This is a genomic window from Curtobacterium sp. AC268, assembly GCF_979258745.1.
This window is the reverse complement of the sequence record NZ_OZ409878.1, coordinates 643,139-659,117: the sequence shown is the minus strand read 5'-3', so window position 1 is coordinate 659,117 and position 15,979 is coordinate 643,139. Positions and strand designations below refer to the sequence as shown.

At 71.9% G+C, this 15,979-nt stretch carries 13 protein-coding genes and 1 pseudogene; all 14 read left to right on the top strand.

Annotated features, from left to right (window positions below; all coding sequences use genetic code 11):
* Window positions 1–36: 36 nt before the first annotated feature.
* The 14 genes and pseudogenes from aroC to gmk all read left to right on the top strand — a co-directional run bounded on the left by aroC (window position 37) and on the right by gmk (window position 15,972).
* Window positions 37–1,257: a chorismate synthase gene (gene aroC / locus ACZZ9K_RS03135; protein ID WP_027465748.1), complete on the top strand. Its 1,221-nt coding sequence runs from the start codon at window positions 37–39 to the stop codon at window positions 1,255–1,257.
* Entirely contained in the window at window positions 1,254–1,901 is a 648-nt protein-coding gene (locus ACZZ9K_RS03130) for a shikimate kinase (RefSeq protein ID WP_463443307.1), read from the top strand. The genes aroC and ACZZ9K_RS03130 overlap by 4 nt, the downstream gene beginning before the upstream one ends.
* Window positions 1,898–2,995: a 3-dehydroquinate synthase gene (aroB, locus tag ACZZ9K_RS03125; protein WP_463443306.1), complete on the top strand. Its 1,098-nt coding sequence runs from the start codon at window positions 1,898–1,900 to the stop codon at window positions 2,993–2,995. The genes ACZZ9K_RS03130 and aroB overlap by 4 nt, the downstream gene beginning before the upstream one ends.
* A 328-nt stretch (window positions 2,996–3,323) precedes the next feature.
* Window positions 3,324–5,015, top strand: a complete 1,692-nt coding sequence (locus tag ACZZ9K_RS03120; protein WP_463443305.1) for an ABC1 kinase family protein — start codon at window positions 3,324–3,326, stop codon at window positions 5,013–5,015.
* 110 nt (window positions 5,016–5,125) lie between these two features.
* A complete protein-coding gene (gene efp, locus ACZZ9K_RS03115; protein WP_027465745.1) occupies window positions 5,126–5,689 on the top strand; it encodes an elongation factor P in 564 nt (187 codons plus the stop codon).
* Window positions 5,690–5,700: 11 nt separating this feature from the next.
* Window positions 5,701–6,153, top strand: coding sequence for a transcription antitermination factor NusB (gene nusB / locus ACZZ9K_RS03110; protein WP_027465744.1), 453 nt, complete (start codon window positions 5,701–5,703; stop codon window positions 6,151–6,153).
* Window positions 6,154–6,177: 24 nt separating this feature from the next.
* Window positions 6,178–6,753: pseudogene (gene pyrR, locus ACZZ9K_RS03105) on the top strand (bifunctional pyr operon transcriptional regulator/uracil phosphoribosyltransferase PyrR); the annotation flags it as partial.
* Window positions 6,754–6,777: 24 nt separating this feature from the next.
* Window positions 6,778–7,752 carry an aspartate carbamoyltransferase catalytic subunit gene (locus ACZZ9K_RS03100; protein WP_027465742.1) on the top strand — a complete coding sequence of 325 codons (975 nt, stop codon included), beginning with the start codon at window positions 6,778–6,780 and terminating at the stop codon, window positions 7,750–7,752.
* Complete coding sequence (locus ACZZ9K_RS03095; RefSeq protein WP_463443304.1) at window positions 7,749–9,107, top strand: dihydroorotase; 1,359 nt, start codon at window positions 7,749–7,751, stop codon at window positions 9,105–9,107. Before ACZZ9K_RS03100 ends, ACZZ9K_RS03095 begins: the two co-directional genes overlap by 4 nt.
* Complete coding sequence (locus ACZZ9K_RS03090; protein ID WP_301626288.1) at window positions 9,104–9,667, top strand: PH-like domain-containing protein; 564 nt, start codon at window positions 9,104–9,106, stop codon at window positions 9,665–9,667. Before ACZZ9K_RS03095 ends, ACZZ9K_RS03090 begins: the two co-directional genes overlap by 4 nt.
* On the top strand, window positions 9,664–10,863 hold the full coding sequence (carA, locus tag ACZZ9K_RS03085) for a glutamine-hydrolyzing carbamoyl-phosphate synthase small subunit (protein WP_027465740.1): 1,200 nt from the start codon (window positions 9,664–9,666) through the stop codon (window positions 10,861–10,863). Before ACZZ9K_RS03090 ends, carA begins: the two co-directional genes overlap by 4 nt.
* The gene (gene carB, locus ACZZ9K_RS03080; RefSeq protein ID WP_463443303.1) at window positions 10,863–14,156 is read left to right on the top strand and encodes a carbamoyl-phosphate synthase large subunit; all 3,294 of its coding nucleotides are present in this window, start codon (window positions 10,863–10,865) and stop codon (window positions 14,154–14,156) included. The genes carA and carB overlap by 1 nt, the downstream gene beginning before the upstream one ends.
* An 11-nt stretch (window positions 14,157–14,167) precedes the next feature.
* Window positions 14,168–15,052, top strand: coding sequence for an orotidine-5'-phosphate decarboxylase (gene pyrF, locus ACZZ9K_RS03075; protein WP_349848647.1), 885 nt, complete (start codon window positions 14,168–14,170; stop codon window positions 15,050–15,052).
* Window positions 15,049–15,972: a guanylate kinase gene (gmk, locus tag ACZZ9K_RS03070; RefSeq protein WP_463443302.1), complete on the top strand. Its 924-nt coding sequence runs from the start codon at window positions 15,049–15,051 to the stop codon at window positions 15,970–15,972. The genes pyrF and gmk overlap by 4 nt, the downstream gene beginning before the upstream one ends.
* The last annotated feature ends 7 nt before the right edge of the window (window positions 15,973–15,979 follow it).

The following is a 15,979-nucleotide window of genomic DNA, read 5'->3' as shown; positions in this document are numbered from 1 at the left end:
ACGTCGCACGGCGGTGCGCTGTGGGAGGATTGCCGCATGCTTCGTTGGTTGACTGCTGGTGAGTCCCACGGACCCGAACTGATCGCCATGCTCGAGGGCCTGCCCGCGGGTGTCCCGGTGTCGTTCGAGTCCATCCGTGCCGATCTCGCGCGCCGCAAGCTCGGCTACGGCCGTGGCTCGCGGATGAAGTTCGAGCAGGACGAGCTGCACGTGTCCGGCGGCGTCCGGCACGGCTACTCGCTCGGCAGCCCCATCGCGATCCGCATCGGCAACACCGAGTGGCCGAAGTGGGTCGAGGTCATGAACCCCGAGCCGATCGAGTCCACCGAGATGTCCCGCGGGCGGAGCGCCCCGCTCACCCGACCGCGTCCTGGTCACGCCGACCTGGTCGGCATGCAGAAGTACGGCTTCGACGAGGCCCGCCCGATCCTGGAGCGCGCGAGCGCCCGCGAGACCGCTGCCCGTGTGGCGCTCGGCGCCGTCGCGAAGTCGTTCCTGGCCGAACTCGGCATCCGCTCGGTGGCGCACACGCTGCAGGTCGGGACCGTCCGGGTCCCGGACGGCACGGAGCTGCCGCTGCCCGACGACGTGGACCGGCTCGACGAGGACCAGCTGCGCTGCTTCGACCCCGAGACCTCGGCACGGATGGTCACCGAGGTCGAGGCCGCGAAGAAGGACGGCGACACCCTCGGCGGCGTCGTCGAGGTGCTGTTCTACGGTGTTCCGCCGGGCCTCGGCTCACACGTGCACTGGGACCGCCGGCTCGATGCCCGCCTCGCCGCGGCGATCATGGGGATCCAGGCCATCAAGGGCGTCGAGGTCGGCGACGGCTTCGCGACCGCCGGGCGCCGGGGCTCCGCCGCCCACGACGAGCTGTACCGCGAGGACGGCGAGATCTACCGCACGAGCGACCGCGCCGGTGGGACCGAGGGCGGGATGTCCACGGGCACCGTGCTGCGGGTCCGCGCCGGCATGAAGCCGATCGCGACCATCCCGCACGCCCTGCACACCGTGGACGTCGTCTCCGGTGAGGACGCCTCGGCGCACCACCAGCGTTCGGACGTATGTGCCGTGCCCGCGGCGGGCGTCGTCGCCGAGGCGATGGTGGCCCTGGTGCTCGCCGATGCCGTGCTCGAGAAGTTCGGCGGCGACAACGTCGTCGAGACGAAGCGCAACCTCGACGCCTACCTCGCCGCGATCCCGGAGACCCTGCGGACGCGCCGGACCGAACCGTCGGCGACCTCGACCGACCTGTGAGCACCGACGTCCGACGCGCCGATGCGCCCGTGGTCGTCATCGGCCCGATGGGCGCCGGCAAGTCGAGTGTCGGCAAGCGGGTGGCGAAGGTCCTCGGCGTCCCGTTCACGGACACCGACCGGGTCATCGTGCGCGAGCACGGGCCGATCCCCGGGATCTTCGCCGACCGCGGTGAGCCGGCGTTCCGCGCCCTCGAAGCCGAGGCCGTGCGGGCAGCGCTGGCCATCGGCGGCGTGATCGCCGTGGGTGGCGGAGCCGTCACCCACGCGGACACCCGGCAGGCCCTGAGCGGGGCGCGCATCGTCCTGCTCACCGTGTCGCCCGAGGCCGTCGCCGACCGCATCGCCGGGTCCGACCGGCCGCTGCTGGCGAACGGCGGGATCGACGCCTGGCAGACGATCATGGATGAGCGGGCGGCCACCTACGCCGAGCTCGCGCACGTCGTGGTCGACACGTCCCGCCGGCCGATGTCCCGCGTGGTCGACGAGGTCGTCACATGGCTGCGGAGCGACGCCGGCACCACCGAGCGCAGCGACGCCGGCACCACCGAGCGCAGCGACGCCGGCACCACCGAGCGCAGCGGCACCACCGCCGCGCCCGGCAGCACGACCAGCAGCACCACCAGCACCGAAGGAGCACCGTGACCGAGTCGACCCTGCCCGCCGGGACCACCGAGATCCGGGTCGGCGGTGACGACGGCTACACGGTGGCCGTCGGCACGGACCTGCTCGGCGCCCTGCCCGCGATCCTGGGCCCGCGTGTCGCCAAGGTCCTCATCGTGCACTCGCCGACGCTCGGTGCCCGGGCGAACGAGCTCCGTGCGCTGCTGGTCGAGGCCGGGCTCGAAGCCCTGATCGCCGAGGTCCCCGACGCCGAGGGCGCCAAGCGCGTCGAGGTCGCGGCGTTCTGCTGGCAGGTCATGGGGCAGGCCGACTTCACCCGAACCGACGCGGTCATCGGCCTCGGTGGCGGTGCCGTCACCGACCTGGCGGGCTTCGTCGCCGCGACCTGGCTGCGCGGTGTGCCGTACGTGGCCGTCCCGACCAGCGTGCTCGGCATGGTGGACGCCAGCGTCGGCGGGAAGACGGGCATCAACACGAACGAGGGCAAGAACCTGGTGGGCGCGTTCTACGCCCCCCGCGCCGTCGTCGTGGACCTCGACCTCGCCCGCACGCTGCCGCGCAACGAGATCCTGACCGGCTTCGCGGAGATCGTGAAGGCCGGGTTCATCGCCGTGCCCGAGATCCTGGACATCGTCGAGGCCGACGTCGACCGGGTGACCGACCCGACGACGCCGGAGTTCCGGCGGGTCGTCGAGCTCGCCATCACGCTCAAGGCTGAGGTCGTCTCGGACGACTTCACCGAGCAGGGCCGACGCGAGATCCTGAACTACGGACACACCCTCGGGCACGCGATCGAGCACGCCGAGCGGTACCAGTGGCGCCACGGGGCGGCGGTGTCGGTCGGCATGGTGTTCGCCGCCGAACTCGCCCGGCTCACCGGCCACCTGGACGACGCCACGGTCGACCGGCACCGGGCGATCCTCGAGTCGCTCGACCTGCCGACCTCGTACGGTGTCGGTCGGTGGCAGGGGCTGCTCGCCACGATGCGTCGCGACAAGAAGGCCCGTGCCGGCATGCTGCGGTTCATCATCCTGGACGGCGTCGGCAAGCCCGTCGTGCTCGAGGGACCCGAGGACCACCTGCTCTTCACCGCCTACCAGGAGGTCGGCGTCTAGCCACGCCGGTCAGCGCAGGACCCGTCGCGTCCTGCGCCACCACCAGGTGACACGCGTCGAGACGGTGACCCAGGTGAACCGATGCCAGGCCACGCCCCGAACCGGCTGACGACGGCCGCGACGATCGCCGCTCCGGCGGCGATGCACGCCGCGATCAGTGCGGTCTCCACGGCACGAGTGTCCGCTGCAGGACCGAGCCCCGCGCCGGGCTCGCGCCGACCTGTGGAAGCCGTGCCGGGCCTCCAGGCTGTGGAGGGGGACGGGACGACGCGACGGACCGGGCCACCCGCACGCTGCGGACCCAGCACCGGGGAGCAGACTGGCGGGCGTGCCCACCCCACCCCGACTGAGCGACCTCTCCGGCCCGCGCGATGCCGACACCGGCACCCTGCGCTCCCGTGGTCGGCGCTTCACCGAACTCCTCTCGATCGCCCGCCGCCACCACCTGGTGCCGTTCCGTCGTCTCGACTTCTCGCACGACCCGGCCACCTCGGACCTGCGTCGTGACCAGGCCGAGCACCTGCGCCGGGCCCTCGAGGAAGCCGGCGGCGGGTTCGTGAAGATGGGCCAGCTGCTCTCCACCCGCGACGACCTGCTGCCCGAGGAGTGGACCGAGGGACTCGCACACCTGCAGCGGAACGTCACGGCGGCGCCGGCGGACGAGGTCCGTGCGCTCCTCGAGCAGGAGCTCGGTGCCCCGGTCGACCAGGTCTTCGCGACCTTCGACCCGGTGCCCGTCGCAGCGGCGTCCATCGCGCAGGTGCACCGCGCCCGGCTGCCCGACGGCACCGCGGTCGCCGTGAAGGTGCAGCGGCCGGGGATCGACGCCGCGGTGCGCCGCGACGTCGACATCGCGCTGCGGGTCGTCCGGTTCATGGCCCGGTGGTCGACCGAGGCGCGGCAGGTCGGGGTGCAGGACATCGCCGGCCAGTACGCGGACGACCTGATCCGGCAGGTCGACTTCGTCTCCGAGCTCCGGAACCTCACGGCGCTGCGTGCGGCCCAGGCCCGCAGCGCGCGTCCGGACGAGGTCCGGTTCCCGGACCCCTACCCGGACCTGTCCGGCCGGCGTGTGCTCGTGATGGAGTTCCTGGAGGGCGACACGCTCAGCGCGATCCGCGCCGAGCGTTCCGAGCGCGACCTCGACGCGCCGATGCGCGCGATCCTCCGCGCCTTCCTGCGCCAGGTCGTCTTCGACGGCCTGTACCACGCGGACCTGCACCCGGGGAACGTCCTGGTGCTGCCCGACGGGCGGCCCGCGTTGATCGACTTCGGTTCGGTCGGGAGGCTCGACCCGGGTCTCCGGGACACGGTCCAGGACCTGTTGGCCGCCTACCTGCAGGACGACACGTCGCGGATCGCCGATGCGGTCCTGCGGATGGCCCCCGTGCGCGATGCGCACGACGAGCCCGACTTCCGTCGGGACATCGCCCGCTTCGTCGCGGACGAGCTCGGCCCGGGTGCGCGCATCGGTGTCGACACCGTGGACGACGCGGTCGAGGTCTTCGGGCGGTACCGGCTGAAGCCGCCGCCGGACTTCGTCGCCGCGGCCCGCGCCCTGGCCATCTTCGAGGGCACCCTCCGCACGCTCGCACCGTCGTTCGACCTGCTCGAGGAGTCCCGCGGACTCGCCCGGGAGCAGATCACCGACCAGCTCCGGCCCGGCAAGCTCCGGGACCTGGCGGCGAAGGAACTGCTCGGCGTCGTGTCGGCGGCCCGACGCCTGCCCCGCCGGGTGGACCGCATCGGGGAGGCGATCGAGACCGGACGGTTCACGGTGAACATCCGGCTCTTCGCGGACAGCCGCGACCGGCAGCTCGTGTCCGGCATGATCCGGCGCATCCTGCTCGTGCTGCTCGGCGCGGGGGCGGGGATCCTGGCGATCGTCTACCTGTCGTTGCCGGCGCGACCGACGGCGGCCCTGTCCACCGGGGTCGCGGGCGGGTTGCTCGGGGGAGCGGCGGTCGTGCTGCTCGGCTGGGCGGCGGTCGACGCCTGGCTCGCCCGACGGCGACGCTGACCGCGGCGCGCACCGCTCCGGCCGCCGGGCGGGCGTCCGCTACACTCGTCCGGGGCCGTCCGCGGCCCGAGGACACTTCACAACACGACCGAACGGGACACCGACGACTCATGGCCAGTACCACAGACATCAAGAACGGCGCCGTTCTCATCATCGACGGCCAGCTGTGGTCGGTCGTCGAGTTCCAGCACGTCAAGCCGGGCAAGGGCGGCGCGTTCGTCCGCACGAAGCTCAAGAACGTCGTCTCCGGCAAGGTCGTCGACCGCACGTTCAACGCCGGCGCGAAGATCGACACCGCGACCGTCGACCGTCGTGACTACCAGTTCCTCTACGAGGACGGCGACTCCTACGTGTTCATGGACACCGACACGTACGACCAGATCCCGGTCTCCGCGACCGTGGTCGGCGACGCCAAGAACTACCTGCTCGAGTCCGCGATGGTCACCATCGCGATGAACGAGGGCAACCCGCTGTACGTCGAGCTCCCGACGTCGATCGTCACCGAGGTCGAGACCGAGCCCGGCCTGCAGGGCGACCGTTCCTCCGGTGGCACCAAGGACGCGACCATCATCGCGACCGGCCACCGCATCCAGGTCCCGCTGTACCTGGAGAGCGGCACCCTGGTGAAGATCGACACGCGCGACGGCAGCTTCCTCGGCCGCGTCAACTCCTAGGCGCTGACCGTATGAGTGCTCGTTCGAAGGCCCGCAAGCGCGCCCTCGACATGCTGTACGTGGCCGAGGTGCGCGAGCTGCCGATCGCGGACGTGCTCGCCACCGAGACGGTCCGGCACCTGGACCAGCCGGAGCGTGCCTCCAGCTGGGACTACGCGCGCCAGATCGTCACCGGTGTCGACGACGCCCGTCACGAGATCGACTCCGTCATCGTGGACCACGCCCAGGGCTGGTCGATCGCCCGGATGCCGGTCCTCGACCGCTGCATCCTGCGGATGGCCGTGTGGGAACTCCGGTTCAACCCTGAGGTCCCCGACGCCGTCGCGATCGCCGAGGCGGTCGAACTCGCGCAGTCGCTGTCCACCGAGGACTCGGCGGGCTTCGTCAACGGCGTGCTCGGGGCCGTCGCCGGCGGTCGCGCACCGTCCGGTCGGACGGTCGCAGGAGACCAGGAGTCCCGGTAGGGTTGACCACGTCAGCATCCTTTAATGCCGTCCAGTGAGGCGGGGAAGGGGGTCGACGTGGGAACCAGAACGGTCCTGCAACAGCCCGACATCACGCGTGCCCTGACACGCATCGCGCACGAGATCCTCGAAGCCAACCACGGGGGCTCGGACCTCGTGCTCCTCGGCATCCCGACCCGCGGCGCCGTCCTGGCCGAACGTCTCGGCCGGATCCTGGCCGGCATCGAGCCGGAGTGGTCCTCGGCCGCCGGCGGCATCGGGACGGAGCGTGTCGGCACGCTCGACGTCACCATGCACCGGGACGACCTGGGCCACGGCATCGGTCGCGCGCCGCACCGGACGGTCATCCCCGCCGGCGGCATCGACGGCATGGTCGTCGTGCTCGTCGACGACGTGCTCTACTCCGGGCGCACCGTCCGTGCCGCGCTCGACGCGCTGCAGGGCATCGGGCGGCCGCGTGCCGTCCGGCTCGCCGTGCTCGTCGACCGTGGCCACCGCGAGCTGCCGATCCGCGCGGACCACGTGGGCAAGAACCTGCCGACCGCGTCCGACGAGCGGGTCACGCTGCACCTGGCCGAGACCGACGGCGACGACACCGTGTTCATCGAGCAGGGGGGTGGCGTGATGCGGCACCTGCTCTCCACCGCCGACCTGTCCCGCGACCAGGCCGTCCACATCCTCGACGTCGCCGAGGAGATGGCCGAGGTCAACACGCGCGAGGTCCGGAAGCTCCCGGCCCTGCGCGGCAAGACCGTGGTGAACCTGTTCTTCGAGGACTCCACGCGCACGCGCATCTCGTTCGAGGCCGCCGCGAAGCGCCTGTCGGCCGACGTCCTGAACTTCGCCGCGAAGGGCTCGAGCGTCTCGAAGGGTGAATCCCTGAAGGACACCGTGCAGACCCTCGGCGCGATGGGCATCGACGGCATCGTCATGCGCCACGGTGCATCGGGCGCCCCGCGGGTGCTCGCCGACGCCGACTGGATCGACGTCCCCGTGGTCAACGCCGGTGACGGGACCCACGAGCACCCGACGCAGGCACTGCTCGACGCGTTCACCATGCGCCGTCGCCTGCACGGCGCCGGGTCGCGCGGCCAGGGGCTCGACGGCGTGCGCGTCCTGATCATCGGCGACGTGCTGCACAGCCGGGTCGCCCGGTCGAACGCGTGGCTGCTCCGCACCCTCGGGGCGAGCGTGACGTTCGCCGCGCCGCCGACACTGCTGCCCGCCACCCCGACCCCGTTCGGCGCCGCGGTGCACCACGACCTCGACACCGCCCTGGCCGAGGACCCGGACGTCGTCATGACGCTCCGCATCCAGCAGGAACGCATGAACGACGCCTTCTTCCCGAACCCGCGCGAGTACACGCGGCACTGGGGCCTGACGGCGGCGCGCTTCGGGCGGCTGTCCGAGCGCACGCTGATCATGCACCCCGGTCCGATGAACCGCGGGCTCGAGATCGCCGGCGTCGCCGCCGACGACCCCCGCTCGACCGTCGTCGAGCAGGTCGAGAACGGCGTCTCGGTCCGGATGGCCGTCCTCTACCTCGCCCTGACGGGCAGTGCCGGCAACGGCACCGACGCGAAGGAGTCCGCCGCATGACCGCTCACCTGATCCGTGGCGCGCAGCTGGTCGACGGCTCGCGTGCCGACATCCGCCTGGAGGCCGGGCGCATCACCGCGGTCGGGTCCGGTCTCGACACGGCCGGTGCCACCACCGTGGACGCGGACGGCCTCATCGCCCTGCCCGGTCTCGTGGACCTCCACACGCACCTGCGCGAGCCCGGTCACGAGGAGTCCGAGACGGTCCTCACCGGCTCGCGTGCCGCGGCTGCCGGCGGGTTCACCGCCGTCAACGCCATGGCGAACTCGAGCCCCGTCGCGGACACCGCCGGGGTCGTCGAGCAGGTCCAGGCCCTCGGGGACGACGCCGGCTACGTGACGGTCCGCCCGATCGGCGCCGTGTCACAGGGGCTGCAGGGCACCCACCTGTCCGAGATCGGCGCGATGGCGACCTCCCGGGCGAAGGTCCGCGTCTTCTCGGACGACGGCTCCTGCGTGGCCGACCCGCTGCTCATGCGCCGCGCACTCGAGTACATCAAGGGCTTCGGTGGAGTGCTCGCGCAGCACGCCCAGGAGCCCCGGCTGACCATCGGCGCGCAGATGAACGAGGGCCGACTGTCCTCGGAGCTCGGCCTCGCCGGCTGGCCCGCCGTCGCGGAAGAGGCGATCATCGCCCGCGACGTCCTGCTCGCCGACCACGTCGGAGCACGCCTGCACGTCTGCCACGTCTCGACGGCCGGCAGCGTCGAGGTGATCCGGTGGGCCAAGTCCCGCGGCATCGACGTCACGGCCGAGGTCACGCCGCACCACCTGGTGCTCACCGAGGACCTCATCGCCGGCCACGACGGTGCCCCCGGGTACGACGCCCGCTACAAGGTGAACCCGCCGCTCCGCGCCCGTGAGGACGTCGAGGCACTCCGCGCGGCCCTGGCCGACGGCACCATCGACATCGTCGCGACCGACCACGCACCGCACACCGCCGAGGCGAAGTGCTGCGAGTGGCCCGCCGCCGCGAACGGCATGGTCGGCCTCGAGTCCGCGCTGAGCGTGGTGCAGGCCGCGGTGGTCGACGACGGCCGGCTCGACTGGGCCGACGTCGCCCGGGTGCTGTCCGAGGCACCGGCGCGGATCGGCCAGGTCGAGGGGCACGGGCAGCGGATCGCCGCGGGCGCCCCCGCCGAGATCACCCTCTACGACCCGTCGGCCAGTCGCGAGTTCGCGGTCACCGACCTCGCCGGGCAGTCGCAGAACTCGCCGTACCTCGGCATGACGCTGCCGGGCCGGGTCGTCGCCACCTTCCACCAGGGGTACGCGACGGTGCTCGACGGCGTGGTCGTCGACGCGGAGACGATCGCGGCGCACGCCGCGGCGCTCCGGACGGGGGCGCGCGCATGAGCGGCGACGCCCAGCGCTGGCTCCTCGGCGCGGTGATCCTGCTCGCGGTCGCCGCCCTGTTCGTGGCGATGGCGCGCACCTGGCGGACGCGGACCAGGAAGCAGGCGGAAGCCGTGCCTCCGGTCCGGGTACCGGCCGACCTGGCACCGGCGGTCGGGTCGTGGGACGGGTTCACCGTCGCGACGACCCGTGCCGACCAGCCGTTGGAACGCATCACCGCAGGCGGCCTCGGGTTCCGCGGCCGCGGCGGGGTGACGGTCCACGCGACCGGCGTGGTGATGCGCCTCGCCGGCACGGGCGACCGCTGGATCGCGCGTGACGCGGTCCGCGGTGCTGACCGCTCCACGTGGGCGATCGACCGAGTGGTCGAACCCGGGGGACTGGTCCGTCTGCGATGGACGGCGACCGGCGCCGCAGGTGCGACGGACCTGGACACCTACTTCCGGTTCCCGGAGGGCGACGCAGCCGCGCTGCACGCCCTGCAGGGACTGACCGAGACCGGGCCGCAGGCGACTGCGGCCGATGCTCCGCGAACCGCGGGCGAAGGGAAGAAAGCATGACACGCGAACGGGCCGTCCTGGTCCTCGAAGACGGCACCCGGTACGACGGCTGGGCCTACGGCGCCCGTGGGCGCACGCTCGGTGAGGTGGTCTTCGCGACCGGCATGACCGGCTACCAGGAGACGCTGACCGACCCCTCCTACGCCGGGCAGATCGTGGTGCAGACCGCGCCGCACATCGGCAACACGGGCGTGAACGACGAGGACCCCGAGTCCCGTCGCATCTGGGTCGCCGGGTACGTGGTGCGCGACCCCAGCCGCGTGGTGTCGAACCACCGCGCGAACGCCACGCTCGACGACCACCTGGTGCGCGACGGCATCGTCGGCATCTCCGGCATCGACACCCGCGCGCTCACCCGCCGCATCCGTGACGCTGGCGCCATGAAGGGCGGCGTCTTCAGCGGTGCGGACGCCGCACTGCCCGCCGAGTCGCAGCTGGACGCGGTCGTGTCGCAGGCGACGATGGCCGGCGCGAGCTTCTCGGCGGTCGTGTCCACCCCGGAGCCCTACGTCGTCCCCGCAGTCGGCGAGCAGATCGGCACCCTGGCCGTGCTCGACCTCGGCGTGAAGGCCTCGACCACCCGGTACCTCGCCGCCCGCGGCTTCGAGGTGCACGTGGTGCCGCAGGACATCTCCGCCCCGGAGCTGGAAGCCCTCGCACCGGACGCCCTGTTCTACTCGAACGGCCCCGGCGACCCCGCCGCGTCGGACGCGCAGGTGGAACTGCTGCAGGACAGCCTGCGTACCGGCCGGCCCTTCTTCGGCATCTGCTTCGGCAACCAGCTGCTCGGCCGTGCGCTCGGCTTCGGCACCTACAAGCTGCCCTTCGGTCACCGCGGCATCAACCAGCCGGTGCTCGACACGACCACGGGCAAGGTCGAGATCACGAGCCAGAACCACGGCTTCGCGGTCGACGCACCCCTCGGCGAGGTCCTCGAGTCGCCCGCCGGGTTCGGTCGGGTCGAGGTCTCGCACTACTCGCTGAACGACAACGTGGTCGAGGGCCTCCGCGCGCTCGACGTGCCCGCGTTCAGCGTGCAGTACCACCCCGAGGCCGCCGCCGGACCGCACGACAGCATGTACCTCTTCGACCGGTTCGCGGACATGGTGCGCGAGCGTCGCGACGGGGAGCCGCTCGACGCGGCCACCGCCGATGCCACGACCCCCGCAGCAGACATCACCAAGGAAGCGAACTGATGCCCAAGCGCGCAGACATCAACTCCGTCCTCGTCATCGGTTCCGGCCCGATCGTCATCGGTCAGGCCGCCGAGTTCGACTACTCCGGCACCCAGGCGTGCCGCGTCCTCCGGGCCGAGGGCGTCCGGGTCATCCTGGTCAACCCGAACCCGGCGACGATCATGACCGACCCCGACTTCGCCGACGCGACCTACATCGAGCCGATCACGAACGCGTCGCTCGAGGAGATCATCCGCATCGAGAAGCCGGACGCCGTCCTGCCGACCCTCGGCGGCCAGACGGCCCTGAACGCGGCCATCGCGCTCGACGAGGCCGGCATCCTCACCAAGCACGGCGTCGAGCTCATCGGAGCCAAGGTCGAGGCGATCCAGCGCGGCGAGGACCGCCAACTCTTCAAGGAGCTCGTGCTCGAGTCCGGTGCCGACGTCGCCCGCAGCCACATCGCGCACACGCTCGAAGAAGCGAAGGAGTTCGCGAAGGACCTCGGGTACCCGCTGGTCGTCCGCCCGTCCTTCACCATGGGCGGCCTCGGCTCGGGCTTCGCGTACAACGAGGCCGAACTCGTCCGCTTCGTCGGCGACGGACTGCAGTCCAGCCCGACGACCGAGGTCCTGCTCGAGGAGTCCATCCTCGGCTGGAAGGAGTACGAGCTCGAGCTGATGCGCGACAACTACGACAACACCGTCGTCATCTGCTCCATCGAGAACGTCGACCCCGTCGGTGTCCACACCGGTGACTCGATCACGGTCGCCCCCGCGCTGACCCTGACCGACCGCGAGTACCAGAACATGCGGAACATCGGCATCGACATCATCCGTCGCGTCGGTGTCGACACCGGCGGCTGCAACATCCAGTTCGCCGTCGACCCGTCCAACGGCCGCGTCATCGTCATCGAGATGAACCCCCGCGTGTCCCGCTCGTCGGCCCTCGCGTCGAAGGCCACGGGCTTCCCGATCGCCAAGATCGCGGCGAAGCTCGCCATCGGCTACCGGCTCGACGAGATCGAGAACGACATCACGAAGGTCACCCCGGCGAGCTTCGAGCCGACGCTCGACTACGTGGTCGTGAAGACCCCGCGGTTCGCGTTCGAGAAGTTCCCGGCCGCCGACGCCACCCTCACCACGACGATGAAGAGCGTCGGCGAGGCGATGGCCATCGGCCGGAACTACGCCACCGCACTGCAGAAGTCGCTGCGCTCGCTCGAGAAGCGCGGGTCGAGCTTCCACTGGGACACCCCGGCGGCCGAGCTCGACAAGGACGCCCTGCTGGCGAAGTCCTCGATCCCGACCGACGGCCGCATCGTGACGGTCCAGCAGGCCCTGGTCGCGGGCGCCACCGCGGACGAGGTCTTCGAGGCCACCAAGATCGACCCCTGGTTCATCGACCAGATCGTGCTCATCAACGAGGTCGCGGACGAGGTCCGGGCCGCCGACACCCTCGACGCGGACACCCTGCGCTGGGCGAAGGAGCACGGCTTCAGCGACACCCAGATCGCGAGCCTGCGCAGCACGGACGCGGCACCGGTCTCCGAGCAGCAGGTCCGTGACGAGCGCCACGCCCAGGGCATCCGACCGGTCTTCAAGACGGTCGACACCTGTGCCGGCGAGTTCCCGGCCCTGACGCCGTACCACTACTCGTCGTACGACACCGAGACCGAGGTCGCCCCGAGCGACCGCAAGAAGGTCGTCATCCTCGGCTCCGGCCCGAACCGCATCGGACAGGGCGTCGAGTTCGACTACTCCTGCGTGCACGCGTCCTTCGCGCTGAGCGCCGCCGGGTTCGAGACGATCATGATCAACTGCAACCCCGAGACCGTGTCGACCGACTACGACACCTCGGACCGCCTGTACTTCGAACCGCTGACCGCCGAGGACGTCCTCGAGGTCATCGAGGCCGAGGCGGCGTCCGGCGAGCTCGTCGGCGTCGTCGTGCAGCTCGGTGGTCAGACGGCCCTGGGCCTGGCGAAGCCGCTCGAGGCGGCGGGCATCCCGATCCTCGGCACCAGCCCGACCGCGATCGACTCGGCCGAGGAACGCGGACAGTTCTCCGCCATCCTCGACGCCGCCGGTCTGCTCGCACCGCGGAACGGCACGGCCCACGACCTGGCGAGCGCGACCACGGTGGCCGAGGAGATCGGGTACCCCGTCCTCGTCCGCCCGTCGTTCGTGCTCGGCGGCCGCGGCATGGAGATCCTCTACGACTCCCCGTCGCTCGCGGACTACTTCGACCGGATGGCCGACCAGGCGATCATCGGGCCGGAGCTCCCGCTGCTCGTCGACCGGTTCCTGGACGACGCCGTCGAGATCGACGTCGACGCCCTCTTCGACGGCGAGCGGCTGTACATCGGCGGCATCATGGAGCACCTCGAAGAGGCCGGCATCCACTCCGGCGACTCGGCGTGCACCCTGCCCCCGGTCGGCCTCGGCCGCGCGGAGATCCAGGGCGTGGTCGACGCGACCGAGAAGATCGCCCGCGGCATCGGCGTGCAGGGCCTGCTCAACGTCCAGTTCGCCATCGGCGCCGGCGTGCTCTACGTCCTCGAGGCGAACCCGCGCGCCAGCCGCACGGTGCCCTTCGTCTCGAAGGCGCTCGGCATCCCGCTGGCCAAGGCCGCTTCCCGCATCATGACCGGCACCACGGTCGCCGAGCTCGTCGCCGAGGGCATGCTGCCCGAGCGTGACGGCGCGTTCGTGCCCGCGCAGTCGCCGGTCGCCGTGAAGGAGGCCGTGCTGCCCTTCCGTCGCTTCCGCACCCGCGAGGGCCAGGTCGTCGACTCGGTGCTCAGCCCCGAGATGCGCTCCACCGGCGAGGTCATGGGTATCGACCGCGACTTCCCGCGGGCGTTCCTCAAGTCGCAGGACGCCGCGTACGGCGGCCTGCCGACCAGCGGCACGGTCTTCGTGAGCGTCGCCGACACCGACAAGCGTGCGATCGTGCTGCCGGTGCACCGCCTGCAGCAGCTCGGCTTCACGATCATCGCGACCGAGGGCACGGCGGAGATCCTCCGCCGCAACGGCATCGAGGTCGGGATCGTCGGCAAGTACAGCCAGGGCGGCGAGAGCGTCGTCGACCTGCTCGCCACGGGCGAGGTCGACATCGTCATCAACACGCCGTCGGGTGCCGCCGGTCGTGCGGACGGGTACGAGATCCGTGCGGCCACGGTGGCGGCGGACAAGCCGCTGTTCACGACGATCGCGCAGATCGGGGCGGCCGTCGCGGCGATCGAGACGATCGGTTCGCCGCTCAACGTCCGCAGCCTGCAGGACTACGCGCGCGAGCGCGCGACCTGGTGACGGCTGCCGGCGTGGACACGCCCCGGTCTGGAGGCCCGGCCTCCTTCGGCGTCCGCCTCGCGTCCGCCATGGGGGAGCGTTCACCGCTCTGCGTCGGGATCGACCCCCACGCCGCCACCCTGGCGGCGTGGGGGCTCGCCCGCGACGAGCAGGGCCTCACGGCGTTCGGCGCGACGCTGGTCGACGCGGCCGCCGGCCGCGCGGCGATCGTGAAGCCGCAGGTCGCCTTCTTCGAGGCGGCGGGGGTGGCGGGCTACCGTGCGCTCGACGCGACGATCCGCCGGGCACGCGATGCGGGCCTCCTGGTCGTCGCCGACGTGAAGCGGGGCGACATCGGGACCACCGGTGACGACTACGCGCTTGCGTGGCTCGACCGCGACGGGCCGTTCGCGGCCGACGCGATGACCGTGTCGCCGTACCTCGGGTACGGCTCGCTCCGGGGTACGATCGACGTCGCGCGCCGGAACGGTGCCGGGGTCTTCGTGCTCGCGGCGACGAGCAACCCCGAGGCCCGGGTGCTGCAGACCGCGGTGCTGGCCGAGGGACCGCGTACCGGCCGGACGGTCGCGGCCGGTATCGTTCTGGACGTGGCAGACGACAACCGGTCCGTGGGCGATCAGGCCCTCGGCGACGTCGGGCTCGTGCTCGGCGCGACCCTTCACCTCGACGACTTCGGCATCGACGCGGACGCGATCGGCACCGCGCCGGTCCTCGCTCCGGGCTTCGGTGCCCAGGGCGCCCGCATCGAGGACCTCCGTGCGCTGTACGGCGCGCGTGCCGAGCAGGTGCTCGTGAGCGAGTCGCGCGGCCTGCTGACCGACGGTCCGGACGGTGCCGCGGCGCTCGTCGCCGACCGCGCCGACCGCATCCGCACCGCACTGGCGGCGGCAGCGTGACCGACGACCACGAGGGCCTGCCCGCCCACCGCACCCCGCCAGAGGTCGACCGCGTCGCCGCGGCGAAGGCCGCCGTCGCCGCGCGACGCGCCCGGGCCGCGGTGAAGGCCGCGATCGCGTCGGGGGAGCGCTCCGCGCTCGACGTCGCCCGTGCCGCGTGGGACGACTCGCTGGTCGAGACGACCTCGGCGGAACGCTCGCTGCGGGTCCGTGACCTGCTGGTGAGCCTGCCGGGCATCGGCCCCGCGCGAGCCGAGGCGATCATGGGGTCCCTGCGGATCGCACCGTCGAAGCGCCTCGGTGGCCTGGGGAGCCGGCAGCGCGCGGCCCTGGCCGACTGGCTCGCCGCCCGCGGTCGCAAGCGTGGTGCTTCGAAGCTCGTCGTGCTCGCCGGACCCACCGCGGTCGGCAAGGGCACGGTCAGCGCGCACATCCGACAGCACTACCCGGACGTCAACCTCAGCGTCTCGGCCACCACCCGGAAGCCGCGCCCCGGCGAGGTCGACGGCGTGCACTACTACTTCGTGGACGACGACGAGTTCGACCGCATGATCCGCGACCGTGAGCTGCTCGAGTGGGCGACCGTCCACAACTCGTACCGCTACGGCACCCCGCGCCCGCCGATCGACCGCGCGCTCGACGCCGGCGAGAAGGTCATGCTCGAGATCGACCTGCAGGGCGCCCGGCAGGTCCGCGACGCCATGCCCGAGGCGGTGCTCGTGTTCCTGCTGCCCCCGACGTGGGAGGAACTGGTGCGCCGGCTCATCGGCCGCGGGACCGAATCCGCGGAGGAACAAGCGCGTCGCCTCGAGACCGCGAAGGTCGAGCTGGCCGCCCAGGACGAGTTCGACGTGCGGATCGTGAACTCCGATGTCGGCACCGCGGCACGTGAGGTCGTAGACTTGTTCTCTGCGCCCTGACGGGTGC

What these genes read in the sequence shown, in the direction of transcription:
- aroC (WP_027465748.1), top strand. Translation starts at nt 37, where the DNA reads ATGCTTCGTTGGTTGACTGCTGGTGAGTCCCACGGACCCGAACTGATC.
- efp (WP_027465745.1), top strand. Translation starts at nt 5,126, where the DNA reads ATGGCCAGTACCACAGACATCAAGAACGGCGCCGTTCTCATCATCGAC.
- nusB (WP_027465744.1), top strand. Translation starts at nt 5,701, where the DNA reads ATGAGTGCTCGTTCGAAGGCCCGCAAGCGCGCCCTCGACATGCTGTAC.
- ACZZ9K_RS03100 (WP_027465742.1), top strand. Translation starts at nt 6,778, where the DNA reads ATGCGGCACCTGCTCTCCACCGCCGACCTGTCCCGCGACCAGGCCGTC.
- ACZZ9K_RS03095 (WP_463443304.1), top strand. Translation starts at nt 7,749, where the DNA reads ATGACCGCTCACCTGATCCGTGGCGCGCAGCTGGTCGACGGCTCGCGT.
- ACZZ9K_RS03090 (WP_301626288.1), top strand. Translation starts at nt 9,104, where the DNA reads ATGAGCGGCGACGCCCAGCGCTGGCTCCTCGGCGCGGTGATCCTGCTC.
- carA (WP_027465740.1), top strand. Translation starts at nt 9,664, where the DNA reads ATGACACGCGAACGGGCCGTCCTGGTCCTCGAAGACGGCACCCGGTAC.
- carB (WP_463443303.1), top strand. Translation starts at nt 10,863, where the DNA reads ATGCCCAAGCGCGCAGACATCAACTCCGTCCTCGTCATCGGTTCCGGC.